This is a genomic window from Mucilaginibacter sabulilitoris (assembly GCF_034262375.1).
Lineage (GTDB): Bacteria > Bacteroidota > Bacteroidia > Sphingobacteriales > Sphingobacteriaceae > Mucilaginibacter > Mucilaginibacter sabulilitoris.
Genome location: NZ_CP139558.1, coordinates 1,741,056 through 1,766,892 on the forward strand (window position 1 = coordinate 1,741,056; position 25,837 = coordinate 1,766,892).

At 41.9% G+C, this 25,837-nt stretch carries 21 protein-coding genes and 1 tRNA gene; 11 read left to right on the forward strand and 11 right to left on the reverse strand.

Annotated elements, in window-relative coordinates; genetic code table 11:
* Positions 1-123 precede the first annotated feature (123 nt).
* The 7 genes from SNE25_RS07510 to SNE25_RS07540 all read left to right on the forward strand — a co-directional run bounded on the left by SNE25_RS07510 (position 124) and on the right by SNE25_RS07540 (position 7,939).
* Positions 124-194 (forward strand) — tRNA-Gln (locus SNE25_RS07510).
* Positions 195-335: 141 nt separating this feature from the next.
* Positions 336-1,280, forward strand: a complete 945-nt coding sequence (locus SNE25_RS07515) for a ribose-phosphate pyrophosphokinase (protein ID WP_321564480.1) — start codon at positions 336-338, stop codon at positions 1,278-1,280.
* Between the two features lie 141 nt (positions 1,281-1,421).
* Positions 1,422-2,006 carry a 50S ribosomal protein L25/general stress protein Ctc gene (locus SNE25_RS07520; RefSeq protein ID WP_321564481.1) on the forward strand — a complete coding sequence of 195 codons (585 nt, stop codon included), beginning with the start codon at positions 1,422-1,424 and terminating at the stop codon, positions 2,004-2,006.
* A gap of 284 nt (positions 2,007-2,290) precedes the next feature.
* Positions 2,291-2,851 carry an aminoacyl-tRNA hydrolase gene (gene pth / locus SNE25_RS07525; protein ID WP_321564482.1) on the forward strand — a complete coding sequence of 187 codons (561 nt, stop codon included), beginning with the start codon at positions 2,291-2,293 and terminating at the stop codon, positions 2,849-2,851.
* Between the two features lie 109 nt (positions 2,852-2,960).
* Positions 2,961-5,435 carry a TonB-dependent receptor domain-containing protein gene (locus tag SNE25_RS07530; protein ID WP_321564483.1) on the forward strand — a complete coding sequence of 825 codons (2,475 nt, stop codon included), beginning with the start codon at positions 2,961-2,963 and terminating at the stop codon, positions 5,433-5,435.
* Between the two features lie 9 nt (positions 5,436-5,444).
* On the forward strand, positions 5,445-5,795 hold the full coding sequence (locus SNE25_RS07535; protein WP_321564484.1) for a Spx/MgsR family RNA polymerase-binding regulatory protein: 351 nt from the start codon (positions 5,445-5,447) through the stop codon (positions 5,793-5,795).
* A 173-nt stretch (positions 5,796-5,968) separates the two neighbouring features.
* Positions 5,969-7,939, forward strand: a complete 1,971-nt coding sequence (locus SNE25_RS07540) for a M1 family metallopeptidase (RefSeq protein WP_321564485.1) — start codon at positions 5,969-5,971, stop codon at positions 7,937-7,939.
* 266 nt (positions 7,940-8,205) lie between these two features.
* On the opposite strand, the gene SNE25_RS07545 is transcribed toward SNE25_RS07540, so the two are convergent.
* On the reverse strand, positions 8,206-9,942 hold the full coding sequence (locus tag SNE25_RS07545) for a thiamine pyrophosphate-dependent enzyme (RefSeq protein ID WP_321564486.1): 1,737 nt from the start codon (positions 9,940-9,942) through the stop codon (positions 8,206-8,208).
* 327 nt (positions 9,943-10,269) lie between these two features.
* Here SNE25_RS07545 and SNE25_RS07550 point away from each other — a divergent pair, with 327 nt between their 5' ends.
* Together SNE25_RS07550 and SNE25_RS07555 are read left to right on the forward strand one after the other, a co-directional pair.
* Positions 10,270-11,718, forward strand: coding sequence for an MBOAT family O-acyltransferase (locus SNE25_RS07550; RefSeq protein ID WP_321564487.1), 1,449 nt, complete (start codon positions 10,270-10,272; stop codon positions 11,716-11,718).
* A gap of 3 nt (positions 11,719-11,721) precedes the next feature.
* Positions 11,722-12,654: a hypothetical protein gene (locus SNE25_RS07555; RefSeq protein WP_321564488.1), complete on the forward strand. Its 933-nt coding sequence runs from the start codon at positions 11,722-11,724 to the stop codon at positions 12,652-12,654.
* Positions 12,655-12,755: 101 nt separating this feature from the next.
* On the opposite strand, the gene SNE25_RS07560 is transcribed toward SNE25_RS07555, so the two are convergent.
* From SNE25_RS07560 to SNE25_RS07575, 4 genes are all read right to left on the reverse strand, one after another.
* Positions 12,756-13,340 (reverse strand): hypothetical protein, encoded by a 585-nt coding sequence (locus SNE25_RS07560; RefSeq protein ID WP_321564489.1) that lies wholly within the window; start codon positions 13,338-13,340, stop codon positions 12,756-12,758.
* A 302-nt stretch (positions 13,341-13,642) separates the two neighbouring features.
* Complete coding sequence (locus SNE25_RS07565) at positions 13,643-14,557, reverse strand: helix-turn-helix domain-containing protein (RefSeq protein WP_321564490.1); 915 nt, start codon at positions 14,555-14,557, stop codon at positions 13,643-13,645.
* 51 nt (positions 14,558-14,608) lie between these two features.
* Positions 14,609-15,340 carry a LytR/AlgR family response regulator transcription factor gene (locus SNE25_RS07570; protein ID WP_321564491.1) on the reverse strand — a complete coding sequence of 244 codons (732 nt, stop codon included), beginning with the start codon at positions 15,338-15,340 and terminating at the stop codon, positions 14,609-14,611.
* Positions 15,337-16,455, reverse strand: coding sequence for a sensor histidine kinase (locus SNE25_RS07575; protein WP_321564492.1), 1,119 nt, complete (start codon positions 16,453-16,455; stop codon positions 15,337-15,339). The genes SNE25_RS07570 and SNE25_RS07575 overlap by 4 nt, the downstream gene beginning before the upstream one ends.
* A gap of 238 nt (positions 16,456-16,693) precedes the next feature.
* On the opposite strand from SNE25_RS07575, the gene SNE25_RS07580 reads away from it, so the two are divergent.
* On the forward strand, positions 16,694-17,002 hold the full coding sequence (locus SNE25_RS07580) for a hypothetical protein (RefSeq protein ID WP_321564493.1): 309 nt from the start codon (positions 16,694-16,696) through the stop codon (positions 17,000-17,002).
* Between the two features lie 127 nt (positions 17,003-17,129).
* Here the strand turns inward: SNE25_RS07580 and ispG are convergent, their stop codons facing one another.
* Entirely contained in the window at positions 17,130-19,220 is a 2,091-nt protein-coding gene (gene ispG, locus SNE25_RS07585) for a (E)-4-hydroxy-3-methylbut-2-enyl-diphosphate synthase (protein ID WP_321564494.1), read from the reverse strand.
* 139 nt (positions 19,221-19,359) lie between these two features.
* Here ispG and SNE25_RS07590 point away from each other — a divergent pair, with 139 nt between their 5' ends.
* Positions 19,360-20,196, forward strand: coding sequence for a hypothetical protein (locus SNE25_RS07590; protein ID WP_321564495.1), 837 nt, complete (start codon positions 19,360-19,362; stop codon positions 20,194-20,196).
* Positions 20,197-20,199: 3 nt separating this feature from the next.
* On the opposite strand, the gene SNE25_RS07595 is transcribed toward SNE25_RS07590, so the two are convergent.
* The 5 genes from SNE25_RS07595 to SNE25_RS07615 form a co-directional block, all read right to left on the reverse strand.
* Entirely contained in the window at positions 20,200-20,811 is a 612-nt protein-coding gene (locus SNE25_RS07595) for an RDD family protein (protein ID WP_321564496.1), read from the reverse strand.
* 180 nt (positions 20,812-20,991) lie between these two features.
* Positions 20,992-22,290 carry an IS110 family RNA-guided transposase gene (locus tag SNE25_RS07600; RefSeq protein ID WP_321564497.1) on the reverse strand — a complete coding sequence of 433 codons (1,299 nt, stop codon included), beginning with the start codon at positions 22,288-22,290 and terminating at the stop codon, positions 20,992-20,994.
* 247 nt (positions 22,291-22,537) lie between these two features.
* Positions 22,538-23,536: an MBL fold metallo-hydrolase gene (locus tag SNE25_RS07605; RefSeq protein ID WP_321564498.1), complete on the reverse strand. Its 999-nt coding sequence runs from the start codon at positions 23,534-23,536 to the stop codon at positions 22,538-22,540.
* Between the two features lie 112 nt (positions 23,537-23,648).
* Complete coding sequence (locus SNE25_RS07610) at positions 23,649-24,479, reverse strand: alpha/beta hydrolase family protein (protein ID WP_321564499.1); 831 nt, start codon at positions 24,477-24,479, stop codon at positions 23,649-23,651.
* Between the two features lie 95 nt (positions 24,480-24,574).
* Positions 24,575-25,783: an MFS transporter gene (locus SNE25_RS07615; protein ID WP_321564500.1), complete on the reverse strand. Its 1,209-nt coding sequence runs from the start codon at positions 25,781-25,783 to the stop codon at positions 24,575-24,577.
* Between the last annotated feature and the right edge of the window lie 54 nt (positions 25,784-25,837).

Genomic DNA, 25,837 nt, shown 5'->3' on the forward strand with positions numbered 1-25,837 from the left:
TTAACCCATATTTGCGCCTAAAACGCAGATAAAAATACTTTTTTCAAATTCTATTTTGAGAGTAAAAAAAACGTCTTATATTTGCATTCCTTTTCGGGGAGTGCAAAACAAACCAAAGGAGATTGCCTGATAGTATAATGGTAGTACGACGGTTTTTGGTACCGTTTGTCTAGGTTCGAATCCTGGTCGGGCAACAAGAAAGATTTCGGATTTCTGATTTTCAATTTCGGATTTAGGTCTGAGGGAAAATTGAAATCCGAATTGCTTTTTATAGGGGTTATTATTTAAAAGATAGCTACCGGGTTAGATCCGAAATTAAACATCCGAAATAAAAAATGCCATTACAATTTAATCCCGTTAAGTTATTTGCAGGATCAGGCTCAAAGGAGCTGGCAAAAAAAATTGCTGATGCTTATGGCCGCGAATTAGGTGATGTAGTGCTTTCGCGTTTTAGCGATGGCGAATTTCAGCCACACTTTAATGAATCTGTAAGAGGGTGCGATGTGTTCCTGGTTCAAAGTACCCACCAGCCTACTGATAACCTTATGGAGTTATTGATGATGATTGATGCCGCCCGTCGTGCATCGGCACATTATGTAAATGCAGTTATCCCTTATTTTGGATTGGCCCGTCAGGACAGGAAAGATAAACCTCGTGTAGCCATTAGCGCGAAGCTGGTAGCTAATTTATTGGTTGCGGCAGGCATCAATCGTATCATGACCATGGATTTGCACGCTGCGCAGATACAGGGATTTTTTGATATCCCGGTTGATCACCTTGATGCTTCAATCATTTTTGTACCTTATATCAAAAGCCTGGGGTTAGAAAATTTAACTATTGCTTCGCCGGATATGGGCGGGTCATACAGGGCACGCAGCTTTGCGAAGTTTTTTAACGCGGAAGTGGTAATTTGCGATAAGCGCCGTAAACGCGCCAATGAAATTGAATCGATGACATTGATTGGCGATGTTACCGATCAGGATATTGTGCTGATTGATGATATATGCGATACGGCCGGTACACTGGCCAAAGCCGCAGGTTTAATTATGGAACGTGGTGCACGCAGCGTTCGCGCGGTTTGTACGCATCCGGTATTATCGGGCAAGGCATATGAAACCATTGAAAATTCAGCCTTAGTCGAATTGATAGTTACTGATACTATTCCGTTAAAACAGCAAAGCTCTAAAATAAGGGTACTGTCAACAGCCGAGTTGTTTGCTAGGGCTATCAGTAATGTAAATGAACATGGCTCAATAAGCCAGCTGTTCAAGGTAGATTAAGTATAGCGTATAATTCATAGCTGATGGTTCATAGTAAAGCCGTTGCCATGAAGAATTGAAGAGAAAAAGAACTTATGAGGATTAGGCCATGAACAATGATCTATGAACCATGAACTAACAATAAATAATAAATACAAACAAATGAAATCAATTGCTATTAGCGGTTCTCCAAGAGAGAACGTAGGGAAAAGAGACGCTAAAGAACTGCGTTACCAGGGTCTGGTGCCTGCAGTACTTTACGGTGGGCCAACCCAAACCCACTTTGCAGTGTCCGCAGCTGATTTGAGAGCCGTAGTTTACACTCCGGTTGTTCATTTCATCGATCTTGAAGTTGCTGGTGTTAAATCACAGGCTATTATTAAAGATATTCAGTTTCATCCTTTAACTGAACAAATTATCCATGTTGACTTTTTATTGCTTGACGAGAAAAAGCCAATCACTATCGAGATCCCTGTTAAATTAACCGGAACTTCTCCAGGTGTTAAAGTGGGTGGTAAATTAGTTCAAAAACTAAGGAAACTGCGCATCAAAGCATTACCTAAAGATCATTTAGATGCTATTGAAGTAAGCATTGAAGCTTTGGAAGTTGGTAAATCAGTAAAAGTAGGCGAAATTAAATTACCTAACCTTACTATCACCAATGCCCAGGAAGATACCATTGTATCGGTAACTACTTCACGTGCATTACGTCAGGCTGAGCAGGAAGCTGCTTCAGGTAAAAAATAAGCACCTAACCCCTGAATGGGGAACGAGAGCTGATTTTAAAGAAAAGCGATGGGTGTAAGCCTATCGCTTTTTTGTTTAAATAATAATACTTTTGCCTGCCCCAAAATTAACTTTGAAGTTAACCGGGAAATTAAAACAGGAAGTCATCCCGAATTTATTTCGGGATCTCTCGCGCAAAGTAAAACTCGTAATGTTACCTTGCAGGTGGGATGCTGAAACAAGTTCAGCATGACGCTAACACAATCAAACAAATAAAAAATTCCCCCTTTAGGGGGGTAGGGGGCATGAAATATCTAATAGTTGGTTTAGGAAATATAGGTCCGGAATACGTAGATACCAGGCATAATATTGGTTTTATGATATTGGATGAGCTGGCCAGACAGGAAGGGGCAAAGTTTTATAATATGCGGTTGGCCTATTATACCGAAGTTTCCTTTAAGGGGCGCAGCCTGCATCTCATTAAGCCCACTACCTATATGAACTTGAGCGGCAAAGCGCTAAACCACTGGATGAAAGATCTCAAGATACCGGTTGAGAATGTGCTGGTGCTTGTTGATGATATTGCCCTGCCGCTGGGTACGTTACGGTTAAAGCCCAAAGGCAGCGCTGCCGGCCATAACGGATTGAAACATATTGAAGCTACCTTAGGTAATAATAACTATGCCCGCCTGCGTTTTGGCGTAGGTGATAATTACCCTAAAGGCCGCCAGGTTGACTATGTGCTGAGCGGCTTTGACGACGACGAAAAACCCGAACTCCCGGGCCTGATTGATCGCTCCATTGAGATGATCAAAAGCTTTGTTACCATTGGTACTGAGCTCACTATGACCCGGTATAACAAGTGAAAATATGCGGGAATCACCCAAAACTAATAATTTAGTTAAAAAGTGTTAAATAGTTTCTCATTGATGCAACAGTTGGGTAACTTAAAGCGTCTTATCCACCAAATACCTTATGAAACAAATTCTACTGATCCTGCTTTGCTGTTATTTTTCAGCGTTTGCCATGGCGCAAACACAAAATTCCCCAACTAATATAACAGTAAAAGGGGCAGTAATAGATTCGGCCTTGAATAAGCCATTGGGCTATGTTACCGTTGCCCTGCAAGATGCAGTTACCCACACCCCTGTAAAAAGTACCCTCGCCAAAGACGATGGCAGTTTTGAAATAAAGGCTCCCGAAGGCAAAACATACCAGTTAGTAGTAGCTTTTATTGGCTATGCCACCAAAGTTTTACCTGTAAAACTCACCGGCAATGAGTATAACGCCGGGAAAATTCTGCTTTCGGCTGCAAGTAAAGAGCTAAAAGAGGTTACCATAACGGCTGTAAAACCTGTTATGAAACAGGAGGTTGACCGGTTGAGCTACGACGTAACCGCCGACCCGGAGAGCAAAGCTATATCCGCGCTTGATATGATGCGCAAGGTTCCGCTCTTATCGGTTGATGGCGATGATAAGATACGCTTGAAAGGCAGCGGCAATTATAAAATCCTGATAAACGGTAAAGAATCGGCGCTGATGGCCAAAAACCCATCGGATGTGCTGAAAGCCATGCCTGCAACCAATATTGAAAAAATTGAGGTAATTACTACTCCCCCCGCAAAATACGATGCCGAAGGCTTGTCAGGTATTATCAATATTATCACCAAAAAAAACGCCGACCAGGGTTATAATGGCAGCATTAATATACGCTACAACACGGTTTGGGGGCCGGGTTATAACCTTAACGCCACGGTAAAACAAGGTAAATTCGGTCTGTCAGGCTATGCCGGTTTTGGTACGCAAAAACAAGTGACCGCCGCAACTCATAATACGCAAACACAATTTATAGATCAATCTATATCAAGCGTATTGAATCAAAACGGTACCAATACTTTTGGCGGTAAATATAAATATGCCAATGCCGAGTTGAGTTATGAAATAGACAGTCTTAACCTGCTTACCGGTTCATTTGAAATTTTCCAGGGGCATTTTGACCAGAATGGCCAGCTGCAATCAAACCGGTTTAACAGTATTGGGGCGCTTGACCAGGCTTACCATAATGTGGTGAGCAGCGGTAGTAAAGATAAAGGGGCAGATATTTCTGTTAATTACCAACGGAGCTTTAAAAATCATAAGGATGAGTTGCTTACTATGTCGTATAAATACAGTTACTCGCCCAGCGACCAGTCAAGTGCAAACTCGTTTACCAACAGGTTTAACTATGATGATGAAGATAACCCCGATTTCAGGCAGCGTAATAATGCCGGTAACCGGGAGCATACCATTCAACTCGATTATGTGTATCCGCTAAAAAAAATAAACATTGAAGCCGGAGCCAAAGCCATACTGCGTAATAACTTCAGCGATTTTAAACGCGATGACCTTGACCCTGCTACCAATCAGTATGTGCCTAACGAGGATCAAACCAGCACATTTGATTATCACCAGGATGTTACCAGCTTTTACAACTCGTACCAGTTAAAGTTAACTGGCTGGACCGCTAAAGCAGGTCTGCGTGTTGAACATACCCAGATCAGAGCCGACTTTATGGGCGAGCCGCTCGACAAGGGATATAACAATTTTATACCTTCTATATCTGTACAGCGCAGCATGAAAAGCAGCAGTATCAATTTAGGCTTTACACAGCGTATACAGCGCCCAGGTATTTATCAGCTTAACCCTTTTATTGATCGCTCAAATCCTAAATTCATTAATACGGGTAACCCTAATCTTCGTCCGGAGCTTAATAACACCTTTGAACTTACCTATAGCAACTTTAAAAAAGCATCGGTTACGGTAGGCTTAAGTTATGCTTTCTCAAATAATTCTATTCAGAATGTGAGCCGCTTGCAGGTTGATAGTACCTCATCAAATAAGGTAGATACCGTAACCTATACCACTTTTCAAAACTTGGGCAGTAACCGTACCCTGGGGCTTAACGTTAATACCAATTTTTCTATCATCAAGCCATTTACCGTTAGCCTAAACGCACAGGTTTCGCATATTTGGTTAAAGGGCACATACAATGGCCAATTCTTTAAAAATGATGGATACATTGGCAACGCATTCGCCAGCTTTACCTATAAACTGGGTGATACCTACCGCCTGGGTTACAATGCAGGCTTTTTTAGCGGCGACGTAACTTTGCAGGGTAAATCGAGCAACTTTATTTATAATTCTTATACAGTTGCTAAAGACCTGTTTAACAAAAAGCTCACGGTAACATTGGTTGCCAACAATCCTTACAGCAAATACAGAACGTTTTCTAACAGTTCCCGTACGCCTGATTTTACGCAAAGTACTAACAGCGATAACCCTTATCGTCACTTTGCTATCAGGCTTAATTATAAATTTGGTAAGCTTAACGGTAATATTAAAAAGAGCCAGCGTAGCATAAATAATGACGACACCAAAAACAGTGGTAAAAGTAGTGGTGCAAATCAATAAATTTGCAGCATGAAAGTGTACGGAATTACCAATTGCAATACAGTAAAAAAAGCCCTCGACTGGTTTAAGGAAAATAAGGTTGATTATGATTTCCAGGATTTTAAAAAGCTTGGTGTAAGCACCGAGAAACTACAGGAATGGGACAACAGGGCAGGTTATGAAAAATTTCTGAATAAGCAGGGCCTTACCTGGAAACAGCTTGACCCGGCTGTTAAAGAAAGCGTAAAAACCAATACCGACGCCCTTACCTTGCTGCAGCAAAAAACAAGCATGATAAAACGCCCGGTTATTGAGGATGGCGACTTCCTGTTTTTTGGTTTTGATGAGCAGGTTTATAAAGATCACTTTTTGAATAAATAACCACCAGATAAATAGTACAAAGTAATTAACATAGCCTATAAATCCTCTTTATCTACCTGATTTATAGGCTTTGTTTTTAATTAATATTCCCGTAACAATCGTTTTACCAAGAACATTCAGGTTGTTTTTTTGTAGTATAATTGCCTTATAATATATTATAACTACAACTGAAAATGAATTTAAAACTACTGGCCGGTTTCAGCATGGCCTTTATGTTGGCAATGGGGGTATCCAATGCACAACAAACTACCCCTGGCTCAGATTACAATTACCACGAAACTTTCGGCCCATCGTTTTACTCCAAAAATGGATCAGAATATCGTGCGGCAAGCGGCGAGCCGGGCCCCAAATACTGGCAAAACCGTGCCGATTACCAGCTGGCAGCCAAACTTAATGATCAAACAAATGAAATTACAGGCTCTGAAGTTTTAACCTATACCAATAACAGTCCGCAAAATTTAAGTTTTTTATGGATGCAGCTTGATCAGAACCTTTTTAAGTCCGACTCACGCGGTACAGCCATAGTACCGCCGACAGGCAGCCGTAACTGGGGCCGTGGCGAAGCGTTTGATGCCGGCTACAAAATAAAATCGGTAAAATATGCAAACGGCAGCAATGATTTTGTTGATGCTAAATTTATCGTAACCGATACCCGCATGCAGGTTTTTTTACCAAAGGAGGTGACAGCCAACGGCGGACAGGCTAAGCTTAAAATTGAATATGCATTTATCCCGCCAAATTATGGGTCAGACCGTATGGGCTACCTGCAAACCAAAAATGGCAAGATTTATACAATTGCCCAGTGGTACCCGCGCATGTGCGTGTATGACGATGTAATGGGTTGGAATATGCTGCCTTATACCGGGCCTGGTGAGTTTTACCTGGAGTATGGCGATTTTGATCTGAGCATCACCGCTCCGGGCAACCACATCGTGGTAGCATCGGGCGAATTGCAGAACCCCCAGGAAGTGTACACTGCCGAACAGCAAAAACGCTGGGCCGAGGCTGCTCAAAGCGAAAAAACAGTAATGATCCGTACCGCGAAGGAAGTTAAAGACGCGGCATCGCGCCCGGCCGGTAAAACCGAGCTTACCTGGCACTTCAAAATAAAAAACGCGAGGGATGCTTCATGGGCGTCGTCAGCTGCGTTTATTGTTGATGCAGCAAAAATGGACCTGCCAAGCGGTAAAAAAACAATGGCTATATCTGCATACCCGGTAGAAAGCGATGGCAACGGCGCCTGGGGCCGCTCAACCGAATACGTAAAAAAATCAATAGAGTATAACTCGGCCAAATGGTTTGAGTTCCCTTATCCTAATGCTACTGCCGTTGCGGGTATAGTGGGAGGTATGGAATATCCGGGTATTGTATTTTGCGGTTACAAAGCCGAGAGAGAAAAACTCTGGGGTGTAAACGACCATGAGTTTGGCCACACCTGGTTCCCGATGATTGTAGGTTCAAACGAGCGCATGTATGGTTGGATGGATGAAGGCTTTAATACTTTTATTAATACGCTATCGACCACTGATTTCAACAATGGTGAGTATAAAAAAGGGAAGGTTGATATGCACCACACCGGCGATCTTTTCACTAAGCCCGAACTGGAGCCCATCATGAGCCAGCCGGCCAACCTGAAAGAAAAAAATACGGGTACCTTGTTGTATAATAAGCCAAGCGCTGGTCTTATTTTACTGCGCGAGCAGATATTAGGCCCCGAGCGTTTTGATTTTGCCTTTAAAACCTACATCAACCGCTGGGCGTTTAAACACCCAACCCCCGATGATTTTTTCCGCACGATTGAAAACGCCTCTGGCGAAAGCTTACAATGGTTTTGGAGAGGCTGGTTTTTAAACAACTGGCGTTTGGATGTTGCTGTAACCGATGTTAAGTATGTTGATAACGATCCTTCAAAAGGTGCAATGATTACCATTGATAACCTGGGAAAAATGGCAATGCCCGTTATTTTGGAAATAAAAACCAAAGGCGGCCAAACCGACCGTATTAAACTGCCGGTTGAAATTTGGGAGCGTTTCTCATCATGGACATTTAAATATCCATCAAGCGATGAAATTGAATCCGTTACCTACGATCCTGATAACGTACTGCCCGATTATAACCCTGACAATAACGTTTGGAGAAAATAAAGATAAAAACCCGGTTAACGCCGGGTTTTTTGTTGAGTATATCTCCTTGTCACCTCGATAAAGTATGAGGAGAAAGATGCATCACATATGTCTTTTTGTATAGCCAAAGTATAGCCAAAAAAATCCGGCTGTCATGCTGCGCTCCGTCGAAGCTCAGGGTGACAGGCCACCACTCGAGAATGTCGTGTTCGCACCTGTTCGGTTGCGCTTGCGACTGTACGTTGGTGTTCGCACTTTCAAAAAAAGAACACCTGTTATTCCCGGACTTACAGCAGGTCTTTCAGGTGCTTATAGTTTGCCTTTACGGTATCCAGCACCTCATCCATGTGGCCGTTAAGCATGAGTTTGGTCATGGATACTGCCAATCCTTTTACCTGTTCGAATTCAATTTTGGGTGGCATAGCCAAAGCATTCGGGTCGGTAAATACGTTTACCAATGCAGGTCCGTCAAAAGCTAACGCATCGGTAATAGCCTGTTTAACCTCGCCCGGTTGACTGGCAGTTATACCTTTCATACCCATAGCCTGGGCAACCAATGCAAAATCAGGATTGTACATATCGGTTTGCCAATCGGGCAGGCCGGCAACTTCCATTTCCAGCTTCACCATACCCAACGAGCGGTTATTGAAAACAATGACCTTAACAGGTAGCTTATACTGAACAATGGTAGCCAGATCGCCCAGCAACATAGATAAACCGCCGTCGCCGCAAAGCGCTATTACCTGCTGACCGGGGCGGGCCATCGCGGCGCCAATAGCCTGCGGCATGGCGTTAGCCATGGAGCCATGATTAAATGAACCTATCATTTTACGCTTGCCTGTAGCATTAATATACCTCGATCCCCATACGCATGACATGCCTGTATCAACGGTAAATATGGCATCATCGGCAGCAAGCTTATCCAACATGCTGGCCACAAACTCGGGATGTATCTTATCTTTCTCGCCGCTGTCGTCAACATAGGTTTGCATTTTATCCTTTACATCGGCATATACCTTCAATTGGGCTTTTAAAAAGCTATCGTCCTGTTTTGGTGTGATTAAAGGCAGTAGTGCGGTAAGTGTATCCTTTATAGTTCCGCACAAACCCACATCAATTTTTGCCCTGCGACCAATGCGTTCGGGTTTGGTATCTATCTGCACAATCTTGCATTCGGTGGGCATAAAAGGTGTGTACGGGAAATCGGTACCCAGTAAAATGAGCAGGTCGCTTTCATGCATGCTGTGGTAGGCCGATGGCAAACCTAAAAGTCCGGTCATGCCCACTTCATTAGGGTTGCCGTACTGTATATCCATTTTGGCTCTGAAAGAGTAAGCCACCGTAGCATGTAGCCTTTGTGATAGCGCCACTATCTCGTCATGCGCTTCGGCGGCGCCGATACCGCAAAAAATGGCTATTTTCTGATGATGGTTAATTAATTCGGCAAGCCGGTGCAGATCAGCATCTGAAGGCCTGATCATCGGAATGGGATTAAAGTTTTGGGTTGATGTATCTATTTCAACAGCATCCATACTGGTAACATCACCCGGCAAGCCAATTACGGCTACGCCTTTTTGGAGCAGGGCGTTTTGAATTGCCGCCTGTAACATGCGGGGTAATTGTTTGGGTGTAGTAGCTACCTGGTTATAATAACTGCAATCATCAAACAATTTTATAGTGTTGGTTTCCTGAAAATAATCTGTACCAAATTCAAAACTGGCTATGGTTGATGCAATGGCAATAACCGGCGCGCCCGAGCGGTGGGCGTCATATAGTCCATTGATCAAATGTACATGCCCCGGGCCGCTGCTGCCTGCGCAGCAGGCAAGCCCATTGAGCTGTGCCTCTGCACCCGCTGCGTAAGCCCCCGTCTCCTCATGCCTCACATGTACCCACTGTATACTGCCCTCGCGCCTTACGGCATCGTTTACCTCATTCAGGCTGTCGCCGGTTACAGCATAAATTCTTTTTATACCGGCGTTCACCAGCATCTCAACCAATTGGTCTGCAACGTTTTTTGCCATGTTGTTTTTTAATTATATAAACCAAACCCAACAGGGCTGCAAGAGTTTTTTAAATTGTAAATATTTTGAATACTAATGCGTAAATCCCGGTTAACACAAACATTTAAAAGTGTAAAACAAAGTGTATAAAGTGTAAAGTAATTATACAGCACAGATACAAATAAACTGCAAAACCACTTGAGCATGGATTTAGTGCATTTATAAAACCTAATTTTAATGTACTAAAACTGTATCACACTTATTAAAACCGGCATAGAAAATTTGAGGGTATTGAAGAGTTAGGGCATGTAAGTGCGCCAGTAATAAATTATAATTATAAAACAGCTTATGCTTTTTAACTCTGTTAGCTTTGCCATTTTTTTATCCATAGTTTTTTTACTATACTGGTTTGTGGCTAAAAAGTTAAAGTACCAGAACTTTTTATTGCTTTGTGCAAGCTATTACTTTTATGCCTGCTGGGATTGGCGCTTTCTGTTTCTACTCATCTTCTCTACTTTACTGGATTATTTTACCGGACTCAAGATAGCTGAAACTGATAATCAGCATAAACGGCGATTTTGGTTTTGGTTAAGTATTACTGTAAATATTGGTTTTTTGGCGGTGTTCAAGTATTATAATTTCTTTGCCGAATCTTTTGCCGATGCTGCTCTTAATTTTGGCGTACATGTAAGTCCGTGGACGCTAAAAGTGATACTGCCGGTAGGTATTTCTTTTTACACCTTCCACGGCCTGTCATACATAATTGATATTTATAAAAATCGTATAAAAGCCGAAAGGAATTTTGTTGATTACGCTTTCTTTATCAGTTTTTTCCCGCTCCTGGTTGCAGGCCCTATTGAGCGGGCTACCCATCTTTTACCACAGATAAAAAAGGAAAGAACCTTTGATTATGCCAATGCTGTTGATGGTTTAAGGCAAATATTATGGGGCTTTTTTAAAAAGGCAGTAATAGCCGACCAATGTTCGCAATTCGCTAATATGATTTTCGCTAATTCAGATCACTACCCTGGCAGTACATTAATATTGGGCGCCTTTTTCTTTACTTTTCAAATTTATTGTGATTTTTCGGGCTACTCAGATATGGCTATAGGTATAGCAAGGCTTTTTGGTATTGAACTGCTGCGTAACTTTGCCTTCCCTTATTTTTCAAGGGATATAGCCGAATTTTGGCGGCGCTGGCATATCTCGTTATCAGGTTGGTTTCGCGATTATTTGTATATACCGCTGGGTGGCAGCAAGGGTGGAATCTGGATGAGGGTAAGAAATACCTTTATCATTTTTTTAGTGAGCGGCTTTTGGCATGGTGCCAACTGGACCTTCATCGTATGGGGGCTCCTGAACGCCTTGTTTATTGTGCCATCTATTATTCTTAATACCAATCGCGACAATCTCGAAATAGTGGCCAGGGGAAAAAGCCTGCCAACTATAAAAGAGTTTTTTCAGATGGTGCTTACCTTTTTGTTGGTTGTTTTTGGCTGGATATTTTTCAGGGCCAATAACCTGGAACATGCATTAAACTATATAGGCAGAATATTTTCCAGATCCACGTTTTCTGTTCCGCAACTGGATGCCAGCGGTTTTGATGTTTTGAATACCCTTTTATTAATTGTTGTTTTTTTACTGATTGAATGGGCCGGGCGTGAACATCAGTACGCTATTGCCACGTTGGGCCGGTTTAAGAAGAGAAGCTACCGGCTGGCGTTTTATTTTACATTGATCCTTACCATATATCTGTTTATGGGCAGGGAGCAAACATTTATTTATTTTCAATTTTAAATCATGAACAAGTTTTTAAAAAGAACGGTATCGTTTATTATCATGACAGCCTGTTTGCTTGTTTCAGTCATATTTATACCTAATTACGTTGTTGATAAAAAATCAAAGTTTACCATCCAGCAGCATAGAAAAATGGTTTTGTTTGGGCACTCGCACCCTGAATGCGCTTTTAACGATACCCTGATTACAAATTTTCAAAACCTTGCATACTCGGCCGAACCTTATTTTTATACCTATCAGAAAATAAAAAAGGTATTATCACAAAACCCCCATATCGAAACTGTTTTAATTGAGTTTTCAAATAATCAGATAGATGAGAAAATGAACGACTGGACCTGGGGGTACAAATATATGTCGAGCATGTTCCCGAAATACGCCTCTTTTATGGACAGGGAAGACATAAACCTGCTGATCAAAAACAACCCGAAGGATTTTATGAGTTGCATGTCAATTTCTACCCGTAAAAATTTAGTAAGGGTACTTACCGGCAACTATAACTTTTCTGACGAAATGGGCGGCTATTTACGGATCGGAAAACTGTATGATAATGGTAAGACAGCAAACGACGCCAAAGATAAAGTGAGTGCAAAATTTTCGGATGTTAATGTTAGCTATCTGAAAAAGATAGTTAACTATAGTCGTGCCCGGAATAAAAAGGTTTTCCTGGTGAGAAGCCCCCACCATAAAAAATATGAATACCTGAAAAACGAAACTGCTTTTGTGAAAATAAGGAATACGGAATTTGCCGACGTCGATTTTTTAGACTTTAATAATTTTCCATTACATGACGACGACTTTGCTGACTATGGGCATTTGAATTATAAGGGTGCAGATAAATTTTCAAAATGGTTTAATACCATGGTAGATTCCGGATTGCTACAGGATGAAAATATACAAGCTTTAATTGATCAAAATCTTAGTCCAACAAGTATGTAACCTATATGCCACTACAACAAAAGAGACAGACCTAAATAAAGTCTGCCTCTTTTTATGTGTCAATATATAGTGAAGCCGGGAACGGCTGTTAAATTCGGGTATTACAAATTAAAGGCGTAGGCAATTCTTAATCCAACAAAGTTATTGCTGCTGCCGTTGGTATAAAATTTACTGTTGCTCTCATACCTGACACCTGCATCTATATAGTTTTTAGCACCTACCTTAAACATTACACCTACTTGTGGTGAGTATACAAAGGCTGCTGATTTGGTAGCGCCTAAATCAGATTTGTTAACAATGAATGATGAACCTGCTTCGCCCTGTATATAAAAGTTTTTAACAGGAAAGTATTTTAAACCAGCCATAACCGGTATTAATTGAATATCAGGAGCATTAGATACATTGTTTGCATAAATATTATTGAAACCGGTAGTGAAAGTGGCATAAAGCTGATCTCTTACAATTGGTAAATCTGCCTGTAATGAACCACCAAAATTCCAGCTGTAATTGTCATTCAGTTTACCAATAGGCAAACCTGACTCAATACCGGCACTTAACCGGATGCCGGAACCAAGTGAAGTAGTTTTTGGAGTAACAGAGGGTGTAATATCTTGTGCTTTAAGGTTCAAGGAAATAATTGATAATAATGAAACTATTAAAACACTTAGTTTATTTAAAGTTTTCATGATTGTTTTGGTGTAGTATGAGTTGTTATATATGATAGAATTTAGAATGTTCTGTTAAAAGATCATCTGTAAATGATTGTTAAAACCTGATAAGTTCCCCAGTACAACTGGAGTAATCTGCCTTTTAATAAGTTTAAGTTTTCCTTTTTCATGACCGTTATTTTTAATTGACATGTCAAAGGTACTGCGGTTATGGAGGCACATCAATCTCAATAAATCGGTTTTAACAACCAATTTTTCCGGCAGATGAAAATTACCGTCAGGCAATAGTCATAACGGGTATTTTGGCAAGGGGGAGAGGATTACAGTTGCTTAAATTCGGTTGGATTATAACCTGCAAAGCGCTTAAAGAAACGGCTGAAGTGCGAACTATTATCAAAGTTTAGCCGCTCGGCAATTTCCTTAATGCTAAGACCCGATGATGATAAAAGATACTGGGCTTCCAGGTACATGCGATTATGGATCACGTGGAGTGCGTTTTGCCCTGTTTCGTTCTTTACTATCTCTGTTAAATATTTGGCAGATATAAATAGTTCATCCGCATATTCCTGCACGGTTTTAAGGGTGAGGAATTTATCTTCTACCAGTTTTTTAAACTTATACACCAGCTGGTATTGTTTACTGAGGTGCCGGGTAGAGTGCAGCAGGCAGCTTTCGCAGGCCCGGTTCATTTCATACAGCAGGTCTGTTAACAGCAGGCGCAATATCTGTAAATGGAAGGCGCCTTTTTCCCGGCTTTCATCACTTATTTTTTCGTAAAGCGCTTTTAGTGAAATTACCGCTTTTTGAGGCAGACCATAAATAGGCGGATAATCTGGGTTCACCTCCAGCAGGTTATCTACAATGTTTTCTTTCAGGAAATTATGCGTCAGAAACTCTTTTTTAAACAATACCTGGTATAGGAGCAAATCGTCAGAAGCATCCTCAAAAGAAGTAATATACGCCGGCGATACCAGGTGAATGGAATTAGGGTAAACCTCAAATACAAAATGGCCTATTGTTTTTTTGCAGCTGCCGTTAAGACATAATATCACCGAGTAGTAATCTGTTTTAATGGGCAAACCGTGTGTTAAGCCCGGTTCATTACCTAATACTGCAAAATCGTCCTGGTTCCAACCGCCGTCAGCAATCCCAAAACTCGATTGGTTAGTATTTGCATTCGCGATGTGCCGGTTAAGTGCAGAAGGGATATCTAAAACAGTTATTTTGTTACTCATATGTAAAAGCAGGTAGCTTCAAATATAAGGGAAATTGCATGGTTTTGCAGCTTAGTCAAATTGCAGCCGTTCGGCTTTTAGCTTTTTTTGAACATCCTGCTTGTAGTTGCGGCCTATGGGCAATTCATGACCGGCTATTTCAATGCTATAAGAGTAAAAAGAATCTATTTTGGCCAATGCCACCATAAACGAGCGGTGTATTCTCACAAACTTATTTTCGGGAAGCATTTCTTCTAAAATGCTGATCTTTTGCCGGGTAATGTAGGTGTGGTCTTTCGTTACTACTTTTACATAATCGCGCAGGCTCTCTATCCATAAAATATCATTTACATTTACTTTAATGGTTTTACGCTCGACCTTAAGGTATATAAATGTTTCATGATCATTAACCATTGTTTCATGGGTAACAGCAGGCCGGGACTTATTTTCGGTTAACTGATAAATTTTATCAACGGCACGCAAAAAACGCTCGAAAGAAATGGGCTTCAGCAGGTAATCAACCGCGTTTAATTCAAAACCTTCCAGGGCATACTCACTGTGGGCGGTGGTGAAAATTACTTTCGGCGGATTTTTTAGGCTTCGCAGCAGGTCGGTACCCTTAATGCCCGGCATTTGTATATCCAAAAACATCAGGTCGATAGTTTTTTGCTGCAATAGCTGAAAAGCTTGTATGGCATCCGCGCATTTGCCAACCAGTTCCATTTGGTTAAACTGCGCCAGGTATTTTTCCAGTACCTCTATAGCATGTGGCTCGTCATCAACTATCAGCGTGCGGATCTTCATACGTTTACCAATTGTTTTAAGGGCTGTTTAATCGTATTCAGGTCCATATCGAGAATGATAAGGAAAGTTTCATCCTCATTCATGATCTTAAGCTTTGAAGTAGCAGGGTATAGCAAGTCGAGCCGTTTCATTACGTTTTTTAAGCCAATGTGGCCACGGTTTGTTGCTTCACCATTATCGGGCTGTTTCTCGGGATTATTGTTTGCTACCTTTAATTTAAAATGGTTTCCGGTGATGCTCATATCAATATTAATCCATACCAGTCCGGTTTTTTCGCTCGTGCCGTGTTTAAAGGCATTTTCAATAAATGGCAGTATTACCAGCGGGGCTATTATTTTATTTTGGGGGCTGCCGGTAACGGTAAAGTTAATGTCGATACGATCTTCATAGCGCAGTTTTTCCAGCTTAATATATTGCTGTATCATCAATATTTCTTTTTCTAGCGGTACCTCACTGGTATTGCATTCATACAGCATGTACCGCAAAATACCCGACAGGTCAAGAATAAGCTGCGGTGATTTAGGTGAATTATCTAAACTTAAAGCGTAAAGATTATTTAGTGTATTAAACAAAAAATGAGGGTGTACCTGTGCTTTTAAAGCGCTTAACTCAGCTTCTAAGGCTGCTTGTTTGCGCTCGTACCACATTTTAAACAGCTTAATAGCCAGCACAAAACCAATAATGAGGTTTACACCCTTTAAAGCGTTCACCATGCTTTGCATATCAAGCATGTTCACAAAAAAAGGTTGCTGGGTGGCTTTAATATAACCGGGGTCGATAATGTTCATTACCCTCACGAGGTAAGGGTTTACAAATAATATGGCCACAGCCCGGGTTAAAAATAATGATACAACTATCAGGAATATTAACAGCGACGTGAATTTTAAATAATCCTTAACAAACAGGTACCGCGGAATTATCCAATAGGCAATTGCATAATAGTATGCAATTTGAACAGGCATAAAAAACAGGTTATTTCTTAATGAAATCCAAAAACTGGTTTGTACCGAATAAAGGCTTGCTACTATTAAGTAAACGACAGCCCAAAACAACAAGTGCTGGTAAACACGTGGTATTTTTATTTTGCTAAGCCCCCTGTCAATGACGTCATTCATATAGCTAATTTACTCTATAGCAACCAAAAGATGCGAAATCTTTTATTAAATGCGACAAACCGCATGCTTTTGTAGACAGACTGCAGAGAATTTTTTAACTGGAGTAACTATTTTAGTACCAATGCTAATAGGCTGATAAAAGCAGGTGTTTGTCGCCATTTAACTGCTGAATAGCATAGCTGTTTTTTACTGATTTATAGCCGGGTTAATTTAGTTCGATGAATTAAAAACCTGAGTTATGAAAAAGATAATAATAACAGCATTGATTCTGGTAAGCGCGTTATGCGGCTGGGCTCAAAACAAGGTAGAGGCTAATCATGGTTATTGGGTAGTGGAGAGCAATGTTAATAAGCCCAAAATACAAACCATAAGGTTTTATAGTGATGACGCTAAACTGCTTTACGAGGAAACGGTAAATACCGGACTAAATTTAAAGCGCAAAAAAGTGCAGCTGGCTTTGAACCAGATTTCGAACAAGCTGTACGAAAATAAAGAATACATAGAAGGCAAAAAGCTAATTGCCCTCACGTTTAACATAAAACGATAACGATCTTTTTTAATTATACTTTGAACAAGGGTTGGCGCGAGGCCAGCCCTGTTCTGTTTTATAAGTTTAGTAGCAGTAATTAGTATCAGGATTTATGCAATCACTAATTCCTTCACTCAATAATTCGCTAATTAATCTCCTGCTCAACCCAGTTGCCGTCTTCTTTAATAATGCCAATCAGTTCATCAAGCGCGTTGGCCGAGCTGATGTTTTTCTTTACAGCTTCCTTGCCACGATAAAGGGTAACCTTATCAGTACCTGAACCTACGTAGCCATAATCGGCATCGGCCATTTCGCCCGGGCCGTTTACGATACAGCCCATAATACCGATCTTCAGTCCTTTGAGGTGACTTGTACGGCTGCGGATCATCTGGGTGGTAACCATCAGATCAAACAAAGTACGGCCACAGCTTGGGCATGATATATATTCTGTTTTGGAAATTCTGGAGCGTGTAGCCTGCAAAATGCCAAAAGCGGTTGAGGTAACAACATTAGTGGGCAATTCAGGCGCGTCTATCCAGATACCATCGCCAAAACCATCAACTAATAATGCCCCCAGATCTGTAGCAGCGTATAGCTGAAGTTTAGTGGTGAGTAGTGAGTGGTGAGTGGTGAGTTCATTTTGTCCGTTGTTTGAACTATATGTTTTTTTTTCTAACTCATCACTCATCACTCCAAACTGATAACTTCTTTTTACGATTACCGGTACTTCTAAACCCAGTTCTTCGAGTTTAAAGAAGAAGCTTCGCTGATCGGCCATGCCGTGCAGGGCTGTGGTTTCCAATACCAATACCAGTGAATTGTCAAAAGGCAAAGCGCCAAACTCGTCCGAATCAATATCGGCCGGTAGTATCCTTACCAGGTTTAATTTAGATGAGCGGTTAGCATCAGCAGCAATATATTCTGCTAATGAAAACACGGGATGGCAATTGATTTTGTCACCCAGTTTTTGCCAGGTTTTATAGTTGTAAAGCTGCTTTAAATTACTCGGGAATACAAACGATGGCAACTCATCGGCCAAGTAAACAAAATCAACCGATTGCTCGGCCATATTATATTTATCAAGCAGAGGCGAGTATATATATCCCGCATCTTTTAACACCGCCGGGTCTTTTAAATTTTTGGCCGACAGGTCAACCACCACCCTTGGTACCATATGACCGCCAATAAATGCATTAGCCTCGTAGGTATGGCGTTTTTTGTATTCGTAGGGATTATGCTGCGCAGGTGAAAGATTAAACGTTAAAGGTGAAAGGTCTTTCTCTTCCATTTTATCATTATCTTTTGTCTTTAACCTTTCGCCTTTCGCCCTTTCAACGTATCGCTTCACCAGCTCAATGGCAACAGGTGCTTCAGCTTCAGGCTCTTCGGTGAGGGAAACACGAACGGTGTCGCCCAGACCATCCTCCAGTAAAGTGCCTATACCAACGGCAGATTTAATACGACCGTCTTCACCGTCGCCGGCCTCGGTTACGCCAAGGTGCAGCGGGTAGTTCATGCCCTCGGCAACCATGGTTTCAACCAGTAAACGGTAGGCTTGAACCATTACCTGCGGATTGCTCGATTTCATAGAGACCACGAGGTTGTAATAGTTCAGCGTTTCGCACATGCGCATAAACTCCATGGCCGATTCTACCATGCCCTGTGGGGTATCACCATAGCGGCTCATGATACGGTCGCTCAACGAACCGTGATTGGTTCCGATGCGCATGGCGGTGCCATATTCCTTGCAAATACCAACCAGCGGCGCGAATTTTTTGTAAATGCGTTCCAGCTCGCCCTGGTATTCCTGATCGGTATAATCTATCTGGTCGAATTTCTTTTTATCGGCGTAGTTGCCCGGGTTTACACGTACTTTTTCAACAATGCGTGCAGCCACTTCGGCGGCGTTTGGAGTAAAGTGTATATCAGCAACCAGCGGCACATTATATCCACGCTGGCGAAGTTGTTTTTTTATCTCGGCCAGATTTTGAGCCTCTTTAATGCTGGGAGCAGTAATACGTACATATTCACAACCGGCATCAACCATACGGATGGATTGCTCAACCGTACCAATGGTATCCATGGTATCGGTAGTGGTCATGCTTTGTATGCGGATTGGATTATTGCCGCCCATAGGCACATCGCCAATAAAAACCTCACGGGTAACAAACCGCGAATATTCAGTTAGCGAATTGCAATAACGGCCCTGCAGCAATTTAACAGCATCAGTATTCATGCTTAGATAATTAATAAGATGCAAATTTAATGAATATGTTGGGGATTAGCAGGGCAATTATGTAAAGCATGAATTAATATGACCTAAAGGATAGTATAGTAATATGTTTATTTTAGCGACCTATAACCTTATCTGTATTATGAAAAATAACTTATGGCTTGCTTTTCTGCTCGGAATATTCATTTCCTGTAAGAGTAATACTAAACAGCCTGTTTTGAAGTCAACTGAAACTACTCCATTGATGGATAACTCAAAGCTACTCATAGCCGAATTTAAACCGATAATTCAGGGAGTATGGGTAAAAAGTGCCTACATAGACAAGGTGATTCAAACAAAATCGCCATTGGCTGCAGCCGGTGAGGATAATGGAATGACCACAATGATTATTAATACAGATCAAATAGCGGGTGATAGTATTTCAGTGGGAGCAGGCTGGAACAATCATGATGGCAGTAATTTGATACTCAGGTTTAAAGCGGGATCTCAAAAAGCAACTATACAATTTGGTACAGGCGACCTTGGGTATTCTGTAAAAGGCAGAGATACTATTTTAACGACTTATTGGCCGGGTGAAAAAGATAAAAGCAAAATGATAGCTACCCATTATAAAAGAGCATTTAAAAAAAATACTGAAGAATTGGGCCTGGGTTTAGATTATATGATCAATAAAGGAATTATTGCAGGTAATTATATCTTGACTGATGATTCCGGAAATAAATCTAAAGTGAATTTTAATGCTGATGGAAGCGTGAATGGCATTTTGAATTTTAAAAAGTACGGTATTAATATCGATCTGAATTCAGATGTAATGGATAATCTGGATGAGATCGGATTTGATTTTAATAGGAAAGGTCATAAATCTTACTCATTTAAGATCAATGCCGACACTTTAATGCTCTATGAAACCAAGCCTAATACCGATTCGACATTATTGATTTTGGATGAGTTAAAGTATAAATTAGTAAAGCAAAAATAATCTCTAAAATAGTCTGTCCTTAATTACCAACGTACCTGCTATCATATCATGCAGGCATTGCTGCTTTTTATTGAAAAAGGCTAACAGATAGCCAATGAAAAACGTACCCACCGAAAATATTTTCGAAAGATTACGACCTATAGCTTTGCCAGTACTGATGCGGTTGCCGTACATATCAACTACCCTGATCTTTAACATCTGCTTGCCGTAGGTGGCCTGTTTTGCGGAGCTTTCCATAATGATCTGGTAAACTGCCCGGGCCACGGGAGTGATGCCCAAAATGATGAAAGTAGTAGTAAGGCGGGTTTCTTTATCCTGTATAAACAGTATTACAACAATAAAAGTAATGATGATAAACACCCCGAAAAGTATAAACCAATCAAGCACCGAAGCCAGCAGGCGCTGATCAAAACTGCCATAATATTGTACCAGCAATGTTGGTTTGGCAAAGCCTAATAATTCCCTGAGTTCGGCAATTTCCTGTGCTTCTTTGTAATCATCCATTTCAGGGGTTTTTACAAAGTCGCCGGGTTTTATTTGAAAGGCTTTTAATTCATCGAGGCTAAAAGGCCCTTCAGGTTTACCTTCAATTACCAATATGTAGGTTTGAGCCATGCGGGTTATTTTTATTAGGAATGCTGAATGGGATAAAAGTTACACCAAAGTCGATATTTTACTCTAATGTATTAAAAATGGCGGTTAACCAAATTGTCATTCTGAGCGACAGTGAAGAATCTATTCTTGAATATGCAAATCGGCGATTAGATACTTCGTTCCTACCCATGACATAATAATTTAAGCAGGCACAAGTTCCATATTTAATTCAAGGGCAAGTCTTTCTAATCGCCTTTGTTTCTGTTCTTTAAGAATGTTCTCATACGAGTGAAGGCCCTTCTCTACAAAGTCGGCGCCTTTTACGATTAAACGCCAGTATTGAGCAGCCAGTTTTCTGGCTGTAGCTTTAATAGCTATCGCGGGGCCTTTTCTACCCCTTAACCTTCTTGCAAATGAACCCCAGCCGATATACTTGCTGTTCAATAATCCATGGGCCATCTGTTTGAATATTTGCCCAACGGTCGGCTTACCCTTGCTTTTACTTTTGTTTTTCTTTCCTGAACGGTCATGCCCCGGCGATAAACCAAGCCAACTGGTGAAATGTTTTTCACTTGGCCATCGGCTAAGATCCGAACCTACCTCTGTGTATAACTGTAACCAGTTGTAATCTGTAATACCCGGGAGTTTGGTCGCGTCTTTACCATCAAATATCTTCAACAAGTGATCCCCCAGATTATCGATATTAGGTTTGTTGTGACGGATCGCTTTGCGTTTCCCGCCGCTTATTCCCGGCGGTAGGCTCTTGTCCCTGTTGATCCGCTGTAAAACACGATCAATCTGACTGTCGCATTCCTGTATCTGACCCTGATAAAAACCATAGCCCTTATAGGCCTGACCCAAGGCAAAAAGCCCCTGGGCTGTATAATGGCCCTGCAAGGCCTTCAATAGTTCTTCTCCTTTATTCTCCCTGATCTTTTTATGGCACAGTGAAAACAACTTAGCAGGATCACGCTCACCCTGCAGTATCGCATCGATCAACGCCATGCCGCTTACTCCATGGACCTGGCTTAATACCTCCGGCAAACGGATATTCATTTCTATCAGTGCCTTCTGCATGTGTTGAACATGCATGGCCGCACTCCGAAGGTGATCCTCCCGAAGACGCTGATAACTACGCAATTCTTTGATATGCCCCTCTGAAACATAACAGCGGTTCAGTAAACCATAGCTATGCAACTGCTGTATCCACTGGCAATCCTTTACATCTGTTTTTCTGCCTGGTAACTGCCGTGTCTGCCGCCCGTCAACAAGCCACACATCTAATCCCGCATCCAAAAGAATATCATAAAGCACATACCAGTAAACTCCTGTCGCTTCCATGGCTACCGTACTTACTTTATGCTCCAATAAATAATGCTTAAGTGATTCCAGATCACTGGTGAAAGTTTCAAACGAACGAACCGGCTGACCTTCAAGCCCCACGAATAGCTTACGGGCGCCTATATCTATGCCCGCTGCATGAAAATGCATCTTTTCCATCCTTATATCCTTTTTTAAGAAGCCGTGCCCGAAGGAGTTTAAAGAAAAGACAGGCTACCCATCGGACAAATCACTCTTGTAAGGATCGTACCATACCTTCAGACTCTATACTTCAGAACCATACTCAGCAACAGGCAATAAGCACTATAACTTGATCGGACACACTGCACGGCTCAGCAAAGCTATGTCATTTCTCCTTCAGAGGCCAAGGATTTAATCACTCAGCATGACAAAGTGGGATAGATTTTTAAGATAAATACGGTTTCCACCAGTTGGAGTTGTATTCTCCGGTAACTTCTGTAGGCTCACCGGGTTTGGGTACAAATAACTGTATCCTTTTATCCGCCGCAAGCTTTTCCAGGCGTTCAACAGGCTCATACCAGGCATGCGGGGCCAGGTTGAATGTGCCGTAATGAATAGGCATCATCAATTTGCCTTTTAATGCCAGGTGAGCATTGGTTGCATGATCAGGCCCCATGTGTATATCGGGCCAGTATTTACCGTAGGCGCCGACTTCGAGCGTGGTAAGATCGAAAGGGCCAAAAGCTTCACCTATTTCCGCAAAACTTGGCGACCAGCCCGAATCGGCGCCAAAATAAATATTATGCATAGGGCCTTTAATTACAAACGACGACCATAAGGTTTCGTTCCGATTAATTATCCCCCGGCCCGAAAAATGCCGCGATGGAGTTGCCGTAACAACGATATCATTACCTATCATTACGCTGTCGCCCCAATCCATTTCGGTAATATAATTTGCTACGATGCCCCATTTGCGCAGGTATTGCCCTACACCCACCGAGCAGTAAAAGGGAATGGTTGAGCCTGCGAAATATTTTATGGTGTCTTTATCAAAATGGTCATAATGGTCATGCGATATGATCACAGCATCCAACGGAGGTAACTCGCTTAACAAAAGCGGTGGTTTAAAAAAGCGTTTCGGTCCTATGAGCTTTGAGAACGATGCGCGATCGCCCCAAACCGGGTCGGTCAGTATGCGTTTGCCATCAATTTCAATCAATATGCTGGAGTGCCCTATCCAGGTAATGCGTAGACCGCTCGCAGGTGAGTTCTGGTAAGCGCTTGTATCGGTTTTAAAAGGGCCTATTGTTTTTTTGGGGTTATTCTCGGCCTTATTGTTCAGGTACTCCCGTAAAATGGATCCCATTTTATCAAAACCTGCTTCATCGGTAGGTATTACGTTGATGTATTTTTTCCCTTCTTTTTTGGATCCTTTTAAACTCATAGAAACAATTATAATATTATATATCCAGTAAGAAGTAATTCTTACTGAAAAGTTACGATGAGTTTTGTGAAGTTGCTTTTATTGACGCAGGAATGATATTCGACTTGCCATGCTATCCCCGCAGAAATGATATTGCCCTGTCACAAAACTCCAGAAGGGGAGCCGGCAGTGTATCACTTGCGTAAGGGTGTGAACCGCCAAAAGTATGATCGCCTTCCGGGAAAATTACAAATTCGGCATTGGGTTGCGCCTGGTGAAGTTCTTCAGCATGGGCTAATGGTACTGTAAGGTCGGCGTCGCCATGGGTTAGCAGCCAGGGTTGTTTTACTGCGGCAGCCTTTGCCGGTATATTCAGGCGCAAAGGATGGCTATCCAGATCATCAAGCAATGATGATTTGAGCGGCATTTGCTGCCCGGTGCGTGAATTGTGCATGTATATGATGCCTTGTAACCGCCACTGTACTTCTGATTGTTTTGGCCATAGGTTACGGAAACCGGATATAGAAGCCATGGTAACCAGCTTTTTTATCCTGCTGTCTTCGGCTGTTTTAATGATGCCGATACCACCGCCCATGCTATGCCCAATCAAAAACACGCCTTCGGCCGCTGCCATACCCGAACCGCTACAGGCAAAATCAATAATAGTATCCAGATCCTCCAGTTCTATTGAAAAGGTATTATCGCTGAAAGCTATCAGGTCCGCAAAATTAAGCGGGTCATCTGGCGTGGTGCCATTATGCGAAAAGTTAAACTTTAAATACCTGAACCCGTTGCGGGCAAAATAATCGGCCACCATATGGTGCGTGCCCCAATCCTTAAACCCTTTAAAGCCGTGTGCAAATATCACCAGCGGCGCGTTTTTAAGCACATCGTCATACGTTACATCAATGAGCATCGGACGGCCTTTAGCACCAGGCAGGGTATAATTATCTTTGCGGATCATGGGGCGGAAATTACAATTTTTACAGGTAAAATAGGGCAAAAAAAAAAGCTGTCCGAAGTCAAAGACTTCGGACAGCGGGATAGAGTAAAATATCGTTATTCGCAAACAACCGCTTGAACCGGCTCCAGCTCAATGGGCTTATCAGCGATAGTTTCATTTGCTACTTGTTTTTCTTTAACAGTAACAAAGCTGAGTCCTAATGACAGCAGCAGGAGGGGCACTGTCATCCAGATCACTTCATGAATACCATAATGGGCAATAATTAAACCGCCCAGCAGGGTGCCCACTGTAATGCCGGCGTTAAAAAATGATGGCAGTAAACTATTCACAAAATCAAGCGCCGTGCCCTGTATACCATCAATAACATGCAGGTTGGCTACTAAAAAGCCGCCGGTATGTACAAGTCCCCAAACTGAGAGTATAGTAACCATAGGGATAAACAAACCGCCAAATTTATACGCCAGTAAGTGCATCACTACCAGCGCTAGTAAAAACAAGCGGGTGGTGCCCAGTATATTTTTACTCAATGCAATACCTGTAAGCCAGTTGCCTATAATTCCTGTACCGCCAAATACCAGCAGCATTACGCTGATTTGTGCGCCGCTCATGTGCGAAACTTTGTCGAGATATTCGGCAAGATAACCATAGGTGGCAAACATGCCGGCCAGTATAACAGTTGCGGTTAACAGCTTTACCCATAATTGTGCGCTGCTTAATAATTTAACCTGGCTTTTAGGGCTTTCGGCAGCCTCATCAACAGGCATCGACGGCACAAATATAGCCAGTGCTCCAAAAGCCAGTAAGTTAATCATTGCCGAAAGAATAAAAGAGATACGCCAGCTAAACAGGTCGGCGATATAGGTAGTGAGGGGTACGCCCAGCACGGTAGCTACACTTAAACCAGCCATTATTATGGCAATAGCTTTAGGAGCATCTTTTGGCCCGGCTTGTTTGGAGGCGGCCGTCATGGACACTGCCCAGAATACCGGGTGTAAAAATGCCGGCAAAATGCGGGCTATCATCAGCACTGTGAAGTTAGGAGCAACTGCCGACAGCAGGTTTGAAACTACAAATATGCCCAATACCAAACACATGATGATTTTACGGTTCATTTTTGCAGTAAGCATATTAGTAAAAGGTCCCGCCAGCGCAACAGTTAAAGCAAAAGCGCTCAGTAGCCAGCCCGCTGTATCAATAGAAATATGGAATTCCTTTACCAACGCCGGCAATATCCCGATAACGCCAAACTCGGTAGTGATGATCCCGAAAGCCCCTAAGGCCATGATATAGATAGATTTTTTCATAGATTTTAGTATTTAAATATTCAAATATTTCGATATGTATTAAAGGGGAAATGT

What these genes read in the sequence shown, in the direction of transcription:
- SNE25_RS07515 (WP_321564480.1), top strand. Translation starts at nt 336, where the DNA reads ATGCCATTACAATTTAATCCCGTTAAGTTATTTGCAGGATCAGGCTCA.
- SNE25_RS07520 (WP_321564481.1), top strand. Translation starts at nt 1,422, where the DNA reads ATGAAATCAATTGCTATTAGCGGTTCTCCAAGAGAGAACGTAGGGAAA.
- pth (WP_321564482.1), top strand. Translation starts at nt 2,291, where the DNA reads ATGAAATATCTAATAGTTGGTTTAGGAAATATAGGTCCGGAATACGTA.
- SNE25_RS07530 (WP_321564483.1), top strand. Translation starts at nt 2,961, where the DNA reads ATGAAACAAATTCTACTGATCCTGCTTTGCTGTTATTTTTCAGCGTTT.
- SNE25_RS07535 (WP_321564484.1), top strand. Translation starts at nt 5,445, where the DNA reads ATGAAAGTGTACGGAATTACCAATTGCAATACAGTAAAAAAAGCCCTC.
- SNE25_RS07540 (WP_321564485.1), top strand. Translation starts at nt 5,969, where the DNA reads ATGAATTTAAAACTACTGGCCGGTTTCAGCATGGCCTTTATGTTGGCA.
- SNE25_RS07545 (WP_321564486.1), bottom strand. Translation starts at nt 9,942, where the DNA reads ATGGCAAAAAACGTTGCAGACCAATTGGTTGAGATGCTGGTGAACGCC.
- SNE25_RS07550 (WP_321564487.1), top strand. Translation starts at nt 10,270, where the DNA reads ATGCTTTTTAACTCTGTTAGCTTTGCCATTTTTTTATCCATAGTTTTT.
- SNE25_RS07555 (WP_321564488.1), top strand. Translation starts at nt 11,722, where the DNA reads ATGAACAAGTTTTTAAAAAGAACGGTATCGTTTATTATCATGACAGCC.
- SNE25_RS07560 (WP_321564489.1), bottom strand. Translation starts at nt 13,340, where the DNA reads ATGAAAACTTTAAATAAACTAAGTGTTTTAATAGTTTCATTATTATCA.
- SNE25_RS07565 (WP_321564490.1), bottom strand. Translation starts at nt 14,557, where the DNA reads ATGAGTAACAAAATAACTGTTTTAGATATCCCTTCTGCACTTAACCGG.
- SNE25_RS07570 (WP_321564491.1), bottom strand. Translation starts at nt 15,340, where the DNA reads ATGAAGATCCGCACGCTGATAGTTGATGACGAGCCACATGCTATAGAG.
- SNE25_RS07575 (WP_321564492.1), bottom strand. Translation starts at nt 16,455, where the DNA reads ATGAATGACGTCATTGACAGGGGGCTTAGCAAAATAAAAATACCACGT.
- SNE25_RS07580 (WP_321564493.1), top strand. Translation starts at nt 16,694, where the DNA reads ATGAAAAAGATAATAATAACAGCATTGATTCTGGTAAGCGCGTTATGC.
- ispG (WP_321564494.1), bottom strand. Translation starts at nt 19,220, where the DNA reads ATGAATACTGATGCTGTTAAATTGCTGCAGGGCCGTTATTGCAATTCG.
- SNE25_RS07590 (WP_321564495.1), top strand. Translation starts at nt 19,360, where the DNA reads ATGAAAAATAACTTATGGCTTGCTTTTCTGCTCGGAATATTCATTTCC.
- SNE25_RS07595 (WP_321564496.1), bottom strand. Translation starts at nt 20,811, where the DNA reads ATGGCTCAAACCTACATATTGGTAATTGAAGGTAAACCTGAAGGGCCT.
- SNE25_RS07600 (WP_321564497.1), bottom strand. Translation starts at nt 22,290, where the DNA reads ATGGAAAAGATGCATTTTCATGCAGCGGGCATAGATATAGGCGCCCGT.
- SNE25_RS07605 (WP_321564498.1), bottom strand. Translation starts at nt 23,536, where the DNA reads ATGAGTTTAAAAGGATCCAAAAAAGAAGGGAAAAAATACATCAACGTA.
- SNE25_RS07610 (WP_321564499.1), bottom strand. Translation starts at nt 24,479, where the DNA reads ATGATCCGCAAAGATAATTATACCCTGCCTGGTGCTAAAGGCCGTCCG.
- SNE25_RS07615 (WP_321564500.1), bottom strand. Translation starts at nt 25,783, where the DNA reads ATGAAAAAATCTATCTATATCATGGCCTTAGGGGCTTTCGGGATCATC.